Annotated in this window: 13 protein-coding genes; 12 read left to right on the forward strand and 1 reads right to left on the reverse strand. The window is 62.5% G+C overall.

What is annotated here, in order from left to right; all coding sequences use genetic code 11:
- The first annotated feature begins 78 nt into the window (after positions 1 to 78).
- From K7G81_RS15325 to K7G81_RS15370, 12 genes are all read left to right on the forward strand, one after another.
- A complete protein-coding gene (locus K7G81_RS15325; RefSeq protein ID WP_223031692.1) occupies positions 79 to 1035 on the forward strand; it encodes a DUF4007 family protein in 957 nt (318 codons plus the stop codon).
- Positions 1032 to 4421 (forward strand): P-loop NTPase family protein, encoded by a 3390-nt coding sequence (locus K7G81_RS15330; protein ID WP_223031693.1) that lies wholly within the window; start codon positions 1032 to 1034, stop codon positions 4419 to 4421. The genes K7G81_RS15325 and K7G81_RS15330 overlap by 4 nt, the downstream gene beginning before the upstream one ends.
- A complete protein-coding gene (locus K7G81_RS15335; RefSeq protein WP_223031694.1) occupies positions 4421 to 4948 on the forward strand; it encodes a hypothetical protein in 528 nt (175 codons plus the stop codon). The genes K7G81_RS15330 and K7G81_RS15335 overlap by 1 nt, the downstream gene beginning before the upstream one ends.
- Positions 4941 to 5582: a class I SAM-dependent methyltransferase gene (locus K7G81_RS15340; protein ID WP_223031695.1), complete on the forward strand. Its 642-nt coding sequence runs from the start codon at positions 4941 to 4943 to the stop codon at positions 5580 to 5582. Before K7G81_RS15335 ends, K7G81_RS15340 begins: the two co-directional genes overlap by 8 nt.
- Positions 5579 to 6415 carry a phosphoadenosine phosphosulfate reductase domain-containing protein gene (locus tag K7G81_RS15345; RefSeq protein WP_223031713.1) on the forward strand — a complete coding sequence of 279 codons (837 nt, stop codon included), beginning with the start codon at positions 5579 to 5581 and terminating at the stop codon, positions 6413 to 6415. The genes K7G81_RS15340 and K7G81_RS15345 overlap by 4 nt, the downstream gene beginning before the upstream one ends.
- Positions 6412 to 8601: a DEAD/DEAH box helicase family protein gene (locus K7G81_RS15350; protein WP_223031696.1), complete on the forward strand. Its 2190-nt coding sequence runs from the start codon at positions 6412 to 6414 to the stop codon at positions 8599 to 8601. The genes K7G81_RS15345 and K7G81_RS15350 overlap by 4 nt, the downstream gene beginning before the upstream one ends.
- Positions 8591 to 8830, forward strand: a complete 240-nt coding sequence (locus K7G81_RS17870; protein WP_255587142.1) for a hypothetical protein — start codon at positions 8591 to 8593, stop codon at positions 8828 to 8830. Before K7G81_RS15350 ends, K7G81_RS17870 begins: the two co-directional genes overlap by 11 nt.
- Complete coding sequence (locus tag K7G81_RS15355) at positions 8827 to 10944, forward strand: AAA family ATPase (RefSeq protein WP_255587140.1); 2118 nt, start codon at positions 8827 to 8829, stop codon at positions 10942 to 10944. The genes K7G81_RS17870 and K7G81_RS15355 overlap by 4 nt, the downstream gene beginning before the upstream one ends.
- A 1-nt stretch (position 10945) precedes the next feature.
- The gene (locus K7G81_RS15360; protein ID WP_223031698.1) at positions 10946 to 11392 is read left to right on the forward strand and encodes a DNA phosphorothioation-associated 4-like protein; all 447 of its coding nucleotides are present in this window, start codon (positions 10946 to 10948) and stop codon (positions 11390 to 11392) included.
- A 69-nt stretch (positions 11393 to 11461) separates the two neighbouring features.
- Positions 11462 to 12529: a DUF262 domain-containing protein gene (locus K7G81_RS15365; protein WP_223031699.1), complete on the forward strand. Its 1068-nt coding sequence runs from the start codon at positions 11462 to 11464 to the stop codon at positions 12527 to 12529.
- Complete coding sequence (locus tag K7G81_RS17875) at positions 12529 to 12663, forward strand: hypothetical protein (protein WP_255587125.1); 135 nt, start codon at positions 12529 to 12531, stop codon at positions 12661 to 12663. The genes K7G81_RS15365 and K7G81_RS17875 overlap by 1 nt, the downstream gene beginning before the upstream one ends.
- Entirely contained in the window at positions 12639 to 13394 is a 756-nt protein-coding gene (locus K7G81_RS15370) for an SIR2 family NAD-dependent protein deacylase (RefSeq protein ID WP_223031700.1), read from the forward strand. The genes K7G81_RS17875 and K7G81_RS15370 overlap by 25 nt, the downstream gene beginning before the upstream one ends.
- Positions 13395 to 13609: 215 nt before the next feature.
- On the opposite strand, the gene K7G81_RS15375 is transcribed toward K7G81_RS15370, so the two are convergent.
- Positions 13610 to 15111: AAA family ATPase (locus tag K7G81_RS15375; protein WP_223031701.1), on the reverse strand; the 1502-nt coding region annotated here is incomplete at its 5' end.

A 15111-nucleotide genomic window follows, 5' to 3' on the forward strand; every position in this document is an offset into this window, starting at 1 on the left:
AGGATGGCTCCAGCAGCAATTGACGCTACCACGAATATTGCGCTATCGTCACCTGGATGATCAATCCAGGCGGGGGCAATGGCAAGAGGGCCGCTATATCAGGACAGCTATACGCCACAACTTTCGGGGCATGAGACCTTTCCGCTCCGCTACGGTTGGCTGAAGAAGGCCTATGACGCTGTCGCCGCCGCGGGCGGCGAGGCTGAGATCCGCAATGTCTTCGGTGACGATGGCATCGCCCGCTTCGGCGTCGGCAAGAACATGGTCGCTTCGATCCGGCATTGGGCGCAAGTCGCGGGAATATTGGTAGAATCGGCGGCCGCGAAAGCGGTGCGCGCCACGGCCCTCGGAGACCGTCTGTTCGGAATGCAAGGGCTTGATCCCTATATGGAAGACCCCGCGACGCTGTGGTTGATCCATTGGCAGCTCGCGGCGCAACCGACCAAGACGACCTGGTTCTGGGCGTTTAATCACTATCCGGGCGTCACGTTCGAGCGCGAGCAGCTCGTCAAAGGCGTCGAGCGGCTTGCGAAGGACCGGCAATGGGCGCGCGTCGCTGCCGCCACGGTCAAGAACGACGTGGCCTGTTTCATCCGGACCTATGTGGCGCAGCAACCGAGCACGCGCTCGGGCAATGACGATGCGCTGGAATGTCCACTCTCCGAGCTCGGGCTGATACGCGCGCTCGGTAAACGGGACGGCTTTCGCTTTGTGCGTGGTGCCAAATCGTCGCTCGGCGACGGCGTGTTCGCTTATGCCCTTCTGGATTTCTGGTCGCGCCATACGACGGCTGCGACCCTTTCGCTCGAGGCAATCACGCACGAGCCCGGCAGTCCTGGGCGCGTCTTCCTGCTCGACGAGAACGACGTGGCCGACCGCCTGGCTGAACTCGCCGAGGTCACTGGCGGCAATTTCCGGTGGTCGGAGACCGCCGGACTGAAGCAGGTGGTCCGCGACAGGGAAATCGCACCGGAACTTGCGCTCGGCTTCGCCGAGGCCGACTTCAGCGCGTCCCGCCGGAAGGAGGCGGCGTGATGTCGCTGATCGAGCGCGTCAGGATCGGCCGGCGCTATCTGCGCTCGATCCGGATCGACACCGATCTTACCGATCCAAAGGCGCTGGAAGGTTTCATTTGCCCCCAAACATCGGCCGATGTGCTGATGACGATGGCTCGGCATGTCGCCGAGACTGGCCAGGGCGCGTTCACCTGGACAGGGCCCTACGGCAGCGGAAAATCCAGTCTCGTTGTGGCGTTGAGCGCCCTGCTCAATGGCAACGCGGCGCGGCGGCTCCAAGCCTCCTCGATTTTCAGCGGCGATGTCGCCGACAAGGTTCGTGCCGCGCTGCCGCCGGGGGCCAATGGATGGCGCATTGTGCCTGTCGTTGGTCGGCGCGACGATCCCGTCGTCGTGATCGGTGAGGCGCTTCATGCCGCGGGTCTGGTCGTGCGCCAGCCAAGAGGAGGGTGGCGCGAGGGCGACGTCGTGCGTGCGCTGAAGGAGGCGGCCGCCGATCGCCGTGAGAAGCATGGCGGCGTGATCCTGTTCATCGACGAGATGGGCAAATTTCTCGAAGCGGCCGCCCAAGACGGCGCCGACCTCTATGTCTTCCAGCAACTCGCTGAGCTGGCGTCGCGCAGCGAGCGCCGCCTGCTCGTCGTCGGTATCCTGCACCAGGCATTCGAGGAATATGCCAACCGGCTCTCGCAAGAGGCACGCGACGAATGGGCGAAGATCCAGGGCCGTTTCGTCGATCTCGCGATCAACACCGCCGGCCAGGAGCAGATTGATCTGATCTCGCGCGCGGTCGAGACCGATCGGGAGGCCTCGGAACCGGGTGCGTTTCCCACGACGGTCGCGGTCATGCTGCATCGGTCCCGCGCTGCTGACGCCGCGTCCCTGGCGCAGATGCTAGAAGGATGCTGGCCGCTCCATCCGGTCGTGGCCTGCTTGCTCGGTCCGATTTCACGCCGCCGCTTCGGCCAGAATCAGCGGAGCATCTTCGGCTTCCTTAATTCCGCCGAGCCGCACGGCTTTCAGGATTTCCTGAAAGGCGCAGAGGTAGGCGACCTCTACGAGCCGGCGCGGCTATGGGACTATCTCAGGGCCAATCTCGAGCCCTCGATCCTGGCATCGCCCGATGGCCATCGCTGGGCGCTCGCCGCCGAGGCGCTCGAACGCTGCGAAGCGATCGGCGGCAGCGAACTGCATATCCGGCTGCTGAAAACGATTGCCGTCGTCGATCTGTTCAAAGAGCGGTCGGCGCTCGTGCCAAGCTTCGAGCTGCTTCGCACCTGCTTTGCTGACCTCGCCGAGCCGGTGCTGCGCACGGCGCTTGGTGAGCTCGAGCGCTGGTCGTTCACGATCTTCCGGAAATTCGTCGATGCGCACGCGATATTCGCCGGAAGCGATTTCGACGTCGACCAGGCCGTGCGCGCGGCGATGGAGGAAGAGCCCGAACTCGATTTTGCCGTTCTACGCGCGCTGGCCGGTCTGCAACCAGTGCTCGCCAAGAAGCACTATCACGAGACCGGCACGATGCGCTGGTTCGATCTGACGATCGCGCCCGTCAGCCAGCTCGTCGATCTCGCCGCCGCCTATCAGCCGGGTCCGGGAACGATCGGCAAGTTCGTTCTCGCCATCCCGACCGAGGGCGAAAACGAGGACTATGTCGCGGAGGGGTGCCGCGAAGCCGCGCGCCAGCGCGACGATTGCGACATCATCGCCGGGCTTTCGAAGCGGGCGTGGGCGGTTGTCACCTTGGCGCGGGAGCTGCTCGCCCTCGAGACGGTCCGCAGCACGCGGGCAGAGCTCGCCGGCGACTCCGTGGCCCGGCGCGAAGTGAATGCCCGCCTCACCGTGTTGCAAGGCCAGCTTGAGAATGAGCTGCACAATGCGTTCGACAGCGCGCTTTGGTATCGCAAGCATCGCCAGCCCAAATCGCTGCGTCAGCCGGATCTCAACGGGCTCGCCTCCGAGCTTGCCGATCGCCGCTTTTCGGAATGTCCGATCCTGCACAGCGAGCTGCTTAACCGGCACAAGCCTTCGGGAAGCGCGATTGCGGCCCAGAACATCCTCTTGCGTCGGATGGTCCTGAACGAAGGAGAGCCGCGTCTCGGCATCGTCGACTTCCCGGCCGAAGGCGGACTGTTGGCCTCACTGCTCGAAGGCACTGGTCTGTACCGGAGGGAATCCGACGTTTGGGCCTTCCACGCACCAGACGACGACGACCCGAGCCGGCTTGCGCCGATGTGGAAGGCGGCGATGCAGCGGATCAAGCGGCAGCGCAAGCGCCCGATCTCGATGGTCGAGGTCTATGACGTCTGGCGCGCGCCGCCCTATGGGGTGAAGGACGGGCTCATGCCCATCCTGGGCGTCGCCTTCGTCCTTTCGCAGCGCGAGAGCCTCGCCATCTACCGCGAGGGCGTGTTCTGCGCGCGCTTCGACGATGTCGATGTCGAGTATCTGGCCAAGGATGCCGCGACGATCCAGCTACGCTGGATGGATCTGTCAGCCGTGTCGCGGCGGCTGCTGTCGGGCATGGCCGACGTGGTCCGCGCGCTCGACGAGGGCAATACGCTCGCCCATCTGCAACCGATCGACGTTGGACGCGGCCTCATCGGGATCTACGAAAAGCTGCCAGCCTGGACCAAGCGGACCGGGCGCTTGTCGGGCAATGCGATCAGGGTGCGCGATCTATTCAAGCGCGCGCACGATCCCAACCAGTTCCTGTTCGACGATATTCCGGCGCTGGTCTCGGCGGACGGCAATGAATTGGTCGAAAAAGAGCTCGGCCCGATCGTCAACGGCTTGCGCGAGGGGCTGGAGGAGCTCGTCGACGCCTATCCGTCCTTGATGCGCCGGTTGGCCGACATGATGCTCGCCGAACTTCAGGTTCCCAACACCTCGCCCCAAGCGCTCGCCGAGCTTCGGGACCGAGCGGAGAATATCCGGCAGGTCGCGGGGGACTTTCATGTCGAGGCGTTCGTCGGTCGGCTGTCGCAGTTCGACGGCCGTGACGAAGCGTTCGAGGCGATCGCCAGCCTCGCGGCAAGCAAGCCGCCACGCGACTGGGTCGATCCAGATCTAGATCGGGCCGCGGTCGAATTGGCCGACCTGGCGCAGCGCTTCCTGCGGTGCGAGACCTTCGCGCGCGTCAAGGGACGGCCCGAGAAACGGCACGCGATGGCGATCGTCATCGGCGTGGATGGGCGACCTGCCCCGCTCCTGGAGGAATTTCAGATTGCGGACGGCGACCGGGCGCAGGTGGATGCCATTATCCATCAAGTCGAAGTGGCGCTCGACGACGCTGACGAGAAGCGGCGCAATGTCATTCTGGCCGCGCTCGCGGAGCTCTCGGCGCGATACATGAGCGGCGAGACCGAGCAGCGACAGCCCGCCCGGGCTCTGGGAGGCGGCTGATGTGCGATACGGACGCCAAGAAGGCGGCGATCTGCTATTCGGAAAACTTCCAGCAGTTTCGCGCGCTCAACACGCAGATGAACCAGATCCCGGCGCTCGCCATGACGCTGACCGGCGGCCTCTGGTTCGGCGCCGGCGTTAGCGAGAATCTCGATACCGAGATTCGCTTCGCGCTGCTGATGCTCGCCGGGCTGAGCAATATGGCCCTGACCCTTGTCGTTGTGCGCATCCGCGACGTGCTCCAGAGCTATCTCGACCAGATCGAGGCGTTTCATCCGCCGAGCTTTGCCGGCGGCACGCCTAAGACGCCCCGCGCGCCGTGGCTCGGCAGCTACAGCATGATCACGATCTTCTGCGCGCTGATGCTGCTGGCCGCGGCATTCTCGTTCTTCGGGGCATTCTGGAAATATTGGCCGCTCACTCTGTCGAGATGGTGGGGCGTGGCGGGTTTCGCCGCGTTGCTGCTCGGTCTATATTTGATCATTTTCAGCCGGGCACGCCGAAACGCAGGAGGCTCGAGTGCCTAGTCCCGCGGCAGCGTTCCGGCACGAGGGCGGTGGCACGATCGCCTACTATGATCGCACGGTCGATGCCTACGCAAAGGCGACACTCGATGTCGACATGGCGCCGATCTACCGGCGCTTCCTCGCCCATGTTCCGCCTGCCGGCGAGATATTGGACGCCGGCTCGGGCTCGGGACGCGATACACTGGCCTTCCTCGATCTCGGCTATCGGATGCAGGCGTTCGATGCCTCTGCCGAGCTTTGCGCGCTTTCGAGCGCGCTGACCGGCGTAGCGACCCGCCATCTTTGTTTCCAGGATTTGGACGACGAGAATGCATTCGATGGCGTTTGGGCGTGCGCATCGCTGCTCCATGTCGCCGAAGTAGAGCTCGACGATGCGATCGACCGCTTGATCAGGGCGCTACGCCCGGGCGGCGCGCTCTATATGTCGTTCAAGCTCGGGCGGGGCGAGCGCGTCACCGATGATGGCCGGATGTTCACCGATATGGACGAGCCGCGGTTGCGGGCGATTTTCCGCAAGTTGCCACAGGCCCGTCTCGACGATGTCTGGATCTCGGGCGGCGAGGGAGCCTTGAAAGGACTCGCGGACTGGCTGAACGCCATCGCGATCAAGTGGGAAGGCGACGGCGGGTTGTGAGCGGGGAGGTAAAGCACGTTCTGGGGCTTTCCGGCGGCAGGGACAGTGCTGCGCTTGCGGTCTATATGCGCCAGCACCATCCCGAGCTCGAAATCGAGTATTTCTTTACCGATACGGGCAAGGAGCTCCCTGAGGTCTATGAATATCTCGGCCGGCTCGAAGGCTTTCTCGGCAAGGCCATCCTGCGGCTCAACCCCGACCGCGACTTCGACTTCTGGCTCAAGCAGTACAATGATTTCCTGCCGTCGCCGCAAACCCGCTGGTGTACCCGGCAGCTCAAGCTTCGCCCCTTCGAGCGCTGGCTGAAGCCCATGCTCGAGGAGGGGCAAACGATCTACAGCTATGTCGCGATCCGCTCGGACGAGGAATATCGCGAGGGCTATAGCTCGAAACATGAGCGCCTGTTGGTCCGACTCCCGTTCCGGGAGGCCGGTATCGACAAGTCCGGCGTGCTGGAGCTGCTCGAGGCCGCGGGACTGGGACTGCCCAAATATTACGAATGGCGCACGCGCAGCGGGTGCTCCTTCTGCTTCTATCAGCAGAAGATCGAATGGGTGCGGCTGATGGAACAGCACCCCGACCGCTTCGAGGAAGCCAAAGCCTATGAGAAGAACGCCATCGAGCATGGATCGCCTTTCACCTGGAGTCATGGCGAATCGCTCGATGAGTTGCAGCGACCCGAGCGTATCGAGGAGATCCGGCGAGACCATGCGGCGCGGATTGCCCGGCAGCGCGCGAGGCTGAGGCCGAACCCCTTGCGGCCCGACTATGAGCCGATCGACATCGACGATCTCTACGGGCAAGCGAAAGTCTGTGTGGCCTGCCACAAATGAGCGGGGCCGCGGCCATGAGCGGCATGGCGGCAGCGCGATTGCGCGACGCTCTTGAGCCGGCACGGCCGCTCTATGTCCAGCCTGCCGACCCGATGGCGAGCGAAGTCCTGATGCCCGCCCTTCGGGCGACGCGGTCGCTGGATATGATGATGGGCTATTTCGCTAGCGCGTCCTTCGCCGAGATCGCGCCTGGGCTTGCCGTGTTCCTACGCAACGAGACCGCGCCCTTGCGCCTCATCGTCAGTCCGTTCCTGACAGCTGGCGACTTCGATACGCTGACTCAGGACCAGGAAGCGCTGGCGGCATTCGCGCAACGGATCCTGGTCGACGAGGTGCCCGACGAGGATCTGTTGGTCCGGCACACGCTCGAATGCCTCGCTTGGTTGATCTCGCAGGAGCGCCTAGTGCTGCAGATCGCGGTGATGCGCGATGCGCTGTTTCATCCGAAGGTCTGGCTGTTCGAGGATGGCGACGATCGCGCTGCGCTGCACGGTTCGACCAATCTCACGGGACGTGCGCTCACCAAGAATAAGGAGCAATTGACGCTTAGCCGTGACTGGAAGGGTGAGGAACCGCGATTTCATGTCGACCGCTTGCGGCAGGAATTCGATGAGATGTGGGCCGGCGGCGACACTGATTGTCTGGTGCTCTCGCTGCCCGACGCCGTGCAGCGCAAGATCGTCAAGGACTACAAGACCGAGACGATGCCCGACGAGCTGGAACTCTCGCATCTCTGGCGCAAGGCGCAGGGCATCGAAAAGCCTGTGGACCTCGAACAGCCCGTCAAGGGCAACGCGCTCTCGATCCCGCCCTATCTCAACTATGAGACGGGCGATTTCGCGCACCAAGGCGCGGCCGTCAGAGCCTGGGAGGGCGCCGGTCGCCGCGGCATCCTCGAAATGGCAACGGGCGCAGGCAAGACCATCACCTCGATGATTTGCGCTTCGCGGCTTCAGGACGAGGTCGGGAAGCTGCTCGTCGTCGTTTCCGCTCCTTATCGGCCGCTCATCGAGCAATGGTGCGGCGAGATTCGGGAATTCGGGGTTGAACCGATCAACCTCCCGGCGGCGGGGGGACCGCTTGCGCGCGATCGCGAGATCAAGCAGGCCGGTCGTCGGCTGCGCCGTGGCGGCTCATGCGCGGAAATCCTGGTGGTCAGCAACGATACGCTTTGCACCGAGGAGTTCATCGCGGCGATCTCAGGGCTGTCCGTGCCCAAGCTGTTCATCGCCGACGAGTGTCACAATCTCGGGGCCGAATCCTTCACCCAAAACCCGCCGGAATGCTTCGACTATCGCCTCGGCCTCTCGGCGACGCCGGTGCGGCAGTATGACGACGAAGGCACGGCCGCGCTCATCGCGTATTTTGGGGAGATTTGCTACGCATTCACGCTGGAGCAGGCTATCGGCAAATGCCTGACCGAATATGACTACCATGTCCATTTCGTCGAGCTGACCGACGCCGAGATGGCGGAATGGTACGATCTGACGGCGAAGATTTCCACGCAGGCCTGGAAGATCAAGAGAGGGGAGAGCGACCCCTATTTGGATAATCTGCTCCGGCAGCGGCGCCTGATCCTCGAGACCGCGGATGGCAAGATCGACCTTCTCGCCCGTCTGCTCGACGCCGAGGTGCCTCGTTCGTTGCAGTACACGCTGATCTACGCGACGGATAAGCAGCCGGCGCAGCTCGATGCCGTGAATGCGCTGCTCGAGAAGCGCGGCGTACTGTTCCACCAATTGACGCAGGAGGAAACGCAGAGTCGTGAGAAGACGGCGCGAATCCTAGCGGATTTTCAGGAAGGAACGACACAAGTCCTGACTGCCAAGCGCGTTCTCGACGAAGGCGTTAATATACCTCAAATCAAATTGGCCTATATCTTGGCCAGTACTACAGTGAAACGGCAATGGGTGCAGAGACGGGGGCGCTTGCTTAGGACCTGTAAGGCGATCGGCAAGACTCACGCCGTCATCCACGATTTTGTTGTCCTTCCCCCGGGAATGGCGACGACATCGGACGGAGAGTCGCTTGATCAGGACGCGAGGAAGCTAGTACGCTCCGAGCTCGAGCGGGTTTGGGAGTTTGCGCGCCTTAGCCGAAACGGGCCAGCCACACACGGTCCTTATGAGGCGGTAGAGCATCTCCAGGCCATCGCTAACGCATGGGGGGTCGACGATGGCCTATAATGACAAGAAGATCTTGGAGGTCTTGCTCGGCGAGCTGAAAGCCGTGCCTGATCGGTGCGACGGCTACCAGGACGAGTTGGCCGAACTGCTCGGAGACGTTCTCCAAGCCGAACGGGAACATGCCATCGCGCGCACGAACGTCGTCAAAAAAATTGGCGACCAGGTCAACACCGTGGCCATGTTTCTGCATCGCACACGGGCGAAAGAGGGCGGAGATCAGGCAGAATGAAGCTACTCCGCGTTCGGGTCGAGAATTTCCGGCTCCTCAAGGACATCCAGATCGAATTTGCGGTCGAAACGGCGTCAAATCTCACCGTCATCCGGGCCGCGAACGAAAGCGGCAAGACCACCTTGCTCATGGCGTTGCAGTGGGGGCTATTCGGCGATGAAGCGCTCCCGGATCGGGGACGGAATTTCCGGCTCAGCCCGATGGACGCGGCGACGGGCACGCGAACCAGCGTGAATGTGTCGGTCGAAGTCGATTACGAGGTTCCTACAAAGACCGGACCGCGCCGCTACCGCCTGCTGCGCTATGTCACCGAGACAGTGAAAGGCGGCGAATTCGAGCGAGGATCAGCGAACGTCAAGCTGTTCCAGTTGAACGCAACCGGAACGCCGCCGGTCGACAATCCCGAGGCTCATATCCGGCCCCATCTGCCGCGCGAGCTGCGCGAGGTCTTCTTCACCGACGGCGATCGCGCGCTCAGCTTCATCGAAGGAAACCGCGGCGATCAGATGAAGCGCGTCGAGGGCGCCATCCGGTCGCTGCTCGGTCTTGGCGTCGTCGAGGAAGCGCTGGCGCATACGCGTAAGGTCAGCGCAGAGCTTAACCAGAAAGTGCGCGCCGACGCGGGCACCCAGCGCGAGCTGAAAACCGTCTCCGAGAAATTGTCTGCCTTACAAGAGCAAACGCCCGAGCTCGAACGCCAGCACAAGGAGGCGAAAGACGCGCGCCTCAAGTTGGAGGATTTTGCCGAGGAAGCGGATCGCCGACTGTCGGACGCGCTGCGCAAGGGCAATCGCGAAGAGCTCGAAGCCGAACGGAAGAAGGCGGCGGCGGGCAAGATCGCGGCCGAGAAGGATGCCGGTCAGGCGGCGCGCGACCATGCCAATCTGTTCAAGAGCATTCTGCTAGGAAAGGCGCTCCTTGCCGAGCCGTTCGAGAAGGCGAAGGCGGTGCTCGACAAGCTGCATGAGCAAGGTAAGATTCCCGGTGAAACGATCCCTGTCCTCGATGATCGGCTGAATCAACCCCTCTGTATCTGCGGCGAGAGCCTCGATCCGAACGATCCCGAGGGCCAGCAGCGACGCGCAAAGATTCAAAAGCTGATCGACGACAGCCGGGCCTCCGACGCCATCCAAGAAAAGGTGACGGCGCTCTATTATGGCGCACGGGATCTGCTGCGGCCGATCGAGGGCGATGGCTGGTCGGGCGAGTTCAGCGCTGTGTTCGAGCGGCGGCAGCGCGCCAACAAGCGCCACCGTGATCTGGGCGAGCAGGAGGCGGCTATCGATGCGAAGATCGCCGCGCTTCCAGACGTTGATATCCAGCAGCTGAAGGCGACCCGCGATCGTTATCGGGAGCAGGCGAAGGACGCTCACGGCAAGGAAATCAAATATGCCGGCTTCCTCGATTCCAACACCAAGGACATCGACGCGGCCGAGGATCTGCGCAAGAAGCTGCTCCAGCACGACGAGCGCGGTGCAAAGATCAGCGCCGAACTCGAGGTCGCGCACGATCTGCAGCAGATTCTGTCCAACGCGCTCGAGACGATGAAAACGACCGAGCTGCACAAGGTCGGCGAGAGCATGAACACGCTGTTCCTCGACATGATCGGCGCCGATCCCTCGCAGCGCTCGATCATCGCTCGCGCCGAGATTACGCCTGATTTCCGGATCGTCGTGTTCGGCCGCTTCGACAATCCCTTGGACCCGTCGCAGGATCTCAATGGCGCGTCACGGCGTGCCCTGACCATCGCCTTCATCCTTGCGCTGACCAAGGTCAGCGAAGTGGAGGCGCCCAACGTCATCGACACGCCGCTCGGCATGATGAGCGGCTATGTAAAGCGCGAGGTACTCCGCTTGGCGGCAGAGCAAAGCTCACAGCTCATCCTGTTCCTCACCCATTCGGAGATCGCAGGCTGCGAGGACATTCTCGATGAGCGCGCCGGACGCATCTACACGCTGACCAATCCGGCCCACTATCCCAAGATCCTCGTCAACGATCCGGGCGTGAACGACATCGGCGTGCTGCTGTGCGACTGCGATCATCGCGATCATTGTGAGCAGTGCGAGCGCCGCGAAGAGCGCCGCGAGTCCGAAGCCGTGGCGGTGGAGGCCTGAAATGAACGCTTTTGCCCCTGTCGATGTCTATCTGCCCGAGAAGTACCAGGACTATTTCCACACCTATTGCCTGACGCGGACGGAGGGCTCCCGGAACAATCCCGAGGACAGCCCTTTCCCGCGAATGGTCGATATGTGGTTCATGGCGCTCTGCCTAGCCGTGAAAGAGAAGATCAAGCCGGACTTCGATCACAAGGGGCCGACCTACAAGGCCATCAATGGTGACGTCTTCGGAAGCGATCTCTGGCGCTCCAATGCCCTCATGCTCCTGGCCATCGCCCATACCGGCGATGTTCAGGTGACGGACAAGCCACACGAGATGATGCGCGTCGCCAATGCCTACGCGATCGCCGGCTTACCCCGCCTGATTGCGATTCTGGAGGAACGTGGCGGGGATACCGCGCTCGATCATCTCTCGGACGCCGTAGAGGATATGCTCGATGATTGAGCGCCCAAATACATTGGCGGGGCTTCCCGGTTTGCCCACCCTCCTCGACGAGCGGCAGCGCGACATCCCATGAAAGTCGCGCAACGGCTCTGGACGATCGAGAAGCTCATCGGCCTGAAAGATCGCATAAATCTCAACCCCATTTGGCAGCGCGGTCCCGCATGGAAGGGCTCACGCCGTGTCCTGCTGATCGATTCCATTCTGCGTGAGATGGATGTTCCCAAAATCTATCTTCGCAAGCTGCCCGCCGGGAGCCTCTACAGCTATGAGGCCGTGGATGGGCAACAGCGGCTGCGCGCGATCTGGGACTTCGCGGCTCCCGCCGACGGTGCTGCCGGGTTCACGCTGAGCGGTGCCGGCGCGCTGGAGCCGATCAACGGGCATGTCATCTACGGCAAGACGTTCGCAGAGCTCGACGCCTCGCTCCAGCGACAGCTTCGAGGCTTCAAGATCGGCGTCGGGGAAATTGTCCGCGCGAGCAATGACGAAATTACCACCCTGTTCGCGCGACTGCAGATGGGGATGCCGCTCAATCCCGCGGAGCTGCGCAACGCCGCTCTGGGGCCGATGCGCAACATCATCCAGCTTACCGCGACATCGCATGAGTTCTTCGCCAACGCGAAGATCAACAACGATCGTTCCAAGTATTTCGACTTCGCTAGCCACGCGTTCGCGGTGGCAGCATGGAACGGAACGCGCGACATCAAGTCGACCGATTTGCGAGCGTTGCAGACCGAATATGCCGTGGCCGACATGGAGGACATCCTCGCCCTGTCCGCGAAAGTCGGCGACGCCCTAAATGTTCTGGCAGAGATCGATCAGCACACACGATTCCGCATCACGCGCAAATGGATCTACGTCGATCTACTTTGGGTAATCATGCAGCTCCATGAGCAGGGTAAGTCGATCGACCTCGAGAAGATCGCGGCAAAATATAACTATTTCGAGGAGCGGCGGAGGAAATATACGTCCGAGCCCGACTTGCTTCTCAACTCGCGGCGGCGGGATGCTGCGCCAAATGACCGCGCGCTGTACGAGTATATCTATGCGTTCCGCACCGATGGCGCGTCCAAGACCAATTTGCAGAAGCGCAACAAGGCGTTGCGAAAGTTCGTCCGGAACGTGGAGGTCGATTGATGGCGTTCGATCCCAAAGATCTGCCGCCGGCGTTGGTCGACGAATATCGCAAGAATCGGTGCGGGCTCCTCGTGGGCGCTGGCGCGTCGGTCGGGGCGAATTTGCCGCAATGGGCGATCTGTTGCGGGAAATGATCTCCACCGCAAAGGCCAATGTGCCGATCACCGATGCTAAGGCCGCCGAATATGAAGCCCTGATAAAAGCAGGGAAATATTTGATGGCAGCTTCGGGTCTGAAGGCGGATCTCGGGAGCTTTTTCGGAGATTTCATCCGCCGCGTATTCGTGGAATCGAAACCCGCCCCCACCAAGCTGCACGACGCGTTTCTCAAGCTCAATCGTCTACAGTTCGTCCTGACGACCAACTATGATACGCTGTTGGAGCGAGCTTGGCGGACCCTCGATGCCGACGTCACGGTCTGCACGTTTCGCGATATTGGAGAGGTTCGGAGAAGCCTGTCCCGACGCGAGTTCTTCATTCTCAAAGCGCATGGCGATGCAACGCGCGCTGGCGATGGCATCATCCTGACCGAACAGGATTATCGGCAGATCCTCTTTAAGGAGCCCGCTTATCAGAACATGCTTGCGACGATGTTTTCCATGTACACGGTGATCTTCGTCGGCGCATCCATGAGCGACCCCGAAATCAATTTAATGCTCAACTATATCGCCGGCACCTTCGCACCGGACGCGGGGCCAACGCACTATGCCCTCCTAACCAAGGAGAAGATCACCGAGGTCGAGAAGGAACGGTGGTTTAAGGATTTCAAGATCCGCGTGATCCCGGTCAGCTCCGCCAGCGAATATGCCGAGATCGAGGACTTTGTGGAATTGCTCGCCGCAAAAGGTGCCGCAGGCGCAGCCTAGGGCCTCGGTGCAGGGGGTGACCCACCCGACTAGGCACCTCTGGGAAAAGGCCGATCGTTAGTAGCAACCAGGGCGAGCTTCATGCCCCGCCGTGCGCCTGACCGGCGTCCATAAAACTATGTCGGCTTACGCCTGCATAGATTCAATAGGAGCCATTCCGGTTCGTCCCAAGACCAGACATTTGTTTCAGGTCTCGCACGCCGCGCCCTTTCCTCTCACATCCCGATCTCGAGCCCCCTGCTTCGCCCTCGGCCAATCATCTCGCCAAGGGCCCGGCCGACGCTATCGACCGAGTGCCTCGGCAGCCCCAGCTGCACTCGGCGATTGCGCAGTAGCGACTCAACCTGCGGATCGCGCTCGAGTGATTTGGCCATGCCGATCATCCGGTCGCCCAGCGTGTTGGCGCGTGTGGTCTCGTGCCTGTCCAAGAGGTAGCGGCGTTGCCGCTCGAGCGTCTGCCAGCGCCGAATGAACACGTCTGCGCGAAGGTTGGGATCGGTCCGCATCTCGGCTTCGAGCTGCATCACCTGGAGCGCTTTTCGTGTCTCTCCATTTGAGGCTTCGGTGATGAGCCGGCGATCGCTTGCAAAGGCCGCCTCGAGATTGATTGCACCGTGGGGTTGAAGCCCATTGAGCTGGGCACGGCTTTGGGCGAGCTCGGCGCGTTGCTCCGCGGTGGGTTTGTCACCCGCCGACTGCGCGAACAGCATCGCCCGGACGATCCGCCCGTGTCGGGCCACCGCTGAAGGAAGCTCGGATGCCGGTGCCAGTGCCAAGAGCGGGTCTCGGACTGTCGCATTGCCGCGTTCTAATATCGGGCGTCGCGGCTGCGGCGCGGACACCGACCTGAGCTTGAGCCCCTCAAACCGGTTCCGCGGTGGTTGGGGCAGCTCGATCCGCCGGCGATCGGCGAACACGCGCGGATAGTCCGACGCCATGTCCTTGCCGCGCTCGCGTGACAGGACCCGCGTCAGCGCCTGTCGATCCCCGAAGTCATCGCGACCGTAGTGGAGATCAACGCTGTCGCGATGACGCGACAGCGCGACATAGGCGGCGTGCCGATCGAGCCCCGGTGTCGCCAGCACATGCACGCGGTCGACCGTCACCCCCTGCGCCTTGTGGATCGTCGCGGCATAGCCGTGATCGATGCTGGCATAATCCTTCACGTCGAACGCGATCGCGCGACCGTCGTCGAGCAGCACTGCTATGCGGGCCGGCGTGACGGATTGCACCTGGCCAAGCGTGCCGTTCTTCACACCCAGGCTGCGCTCGTTGCGCAGGAACATGACGCGGTCGCCGCTGGCGAACGCGCGTTCGCCACGCTCGGTGGCGACCGTCACGTCGACACCTAGTTCGCCGCTGGCGCGCAGCCGTTCGCGCGCGGCAACGTTCAGCGCACGCACCTCGTCATTGGTGTGCGTCAGGATGATGCGCGACGCGCCTGGCGCACTGTGCCGGTCGCGATCCCAACGCTCGATCAGTGCGGCACGGGCCTCATCGCGCGTATCGGCACTGTGGATACGGTCATGGCGCTCATAAAGGCTGATCGCCTCGCCGGTGCGCTCGGTAGCGAGATACCGCGTGGCATCACGCTGCCAGTCCTCGCGCTGGCGGCGGATGTCGGTGATCTCGACGCCGCCATGTCGCTCGGCAACCGAGCGGAACGCCGCCCCCGCCTCGATCGCCTGGAGCTGCTCGGGATCGCCGACCAGCACCA

The organism is Hephaestia mangrovi, from assembly GCF_019880555.1.
Taxonomy (GTDB): domain Bacteria; phylum Pseudomonadota; class Alphaproteobacteria; order Sphingomonadales; family Sphingomonadaceae; genus Sphingomonas; species Sphingomonas mangrovi.

Coding starts and splice junctions, on each gene's coding strand:
- K7G81_RS15325 (WP_223031692.1), top strand. CDS start 79: ATGGCAAGAGGGCCGCTATATCAGGACAGCTATACGCCACAACTTTCG.
- K7G81_RS15335 (WP_223031694.1), top strand. CDS start 4,421: ATGTGCGATACGGACGCCAAGAAGGCGGCGATCTGCTATTCGGAAAAC.
- K7G81_RS15350 (WP_223031696.1), top strand. CDS start 6,412: ATGAGCGGGGCCGCGGCCATGAGCGGCATGGCGGCAGCGCGATTGCGC.
- K7G81_RS17870 (WP_255587142.1), top strand. CDS start 8,591: ATGGCCTATAATGACAAGAAGATCTTGGAGGTCTTGCTCGGCGAGCTG.
- K7G81_RS15355 (WP_255587140.1), top strand. CDS start 8,827: ATGAAGCTACTCCGCGTTCGGGTCGAGAATTTCCGGCTCCTCAAGGAC.
- K7G81_RS15360 (WP_223031698.1), top strand. CDS start 10,946: ATGAACGCTTTTGCCCCTGTCGATGTCTATCTGCCCGAGAAGTACCAG.
- K7G81_RS15365 (WP_223031699.1), top strand. CDS start 11,462: ATGAAAGTCGCGCAACGGCTCTGGACGATCGAGAAGCTCATCGGCCTG.
- K7G81_RS17875 (WP_255587125.1), top strand. CDS start 12,529: ATGGCGTTCGATCCCAAAGATCTGCCGCCGGCGTTGGTCGACGAATAT.
- K7G81_RS15370 (WP_223031700.1), top strand. CDS start 12,639: ATGGGCGATCTGTTGCGGGAAATGATCTCCACCGCAAAGGCCAATGTG.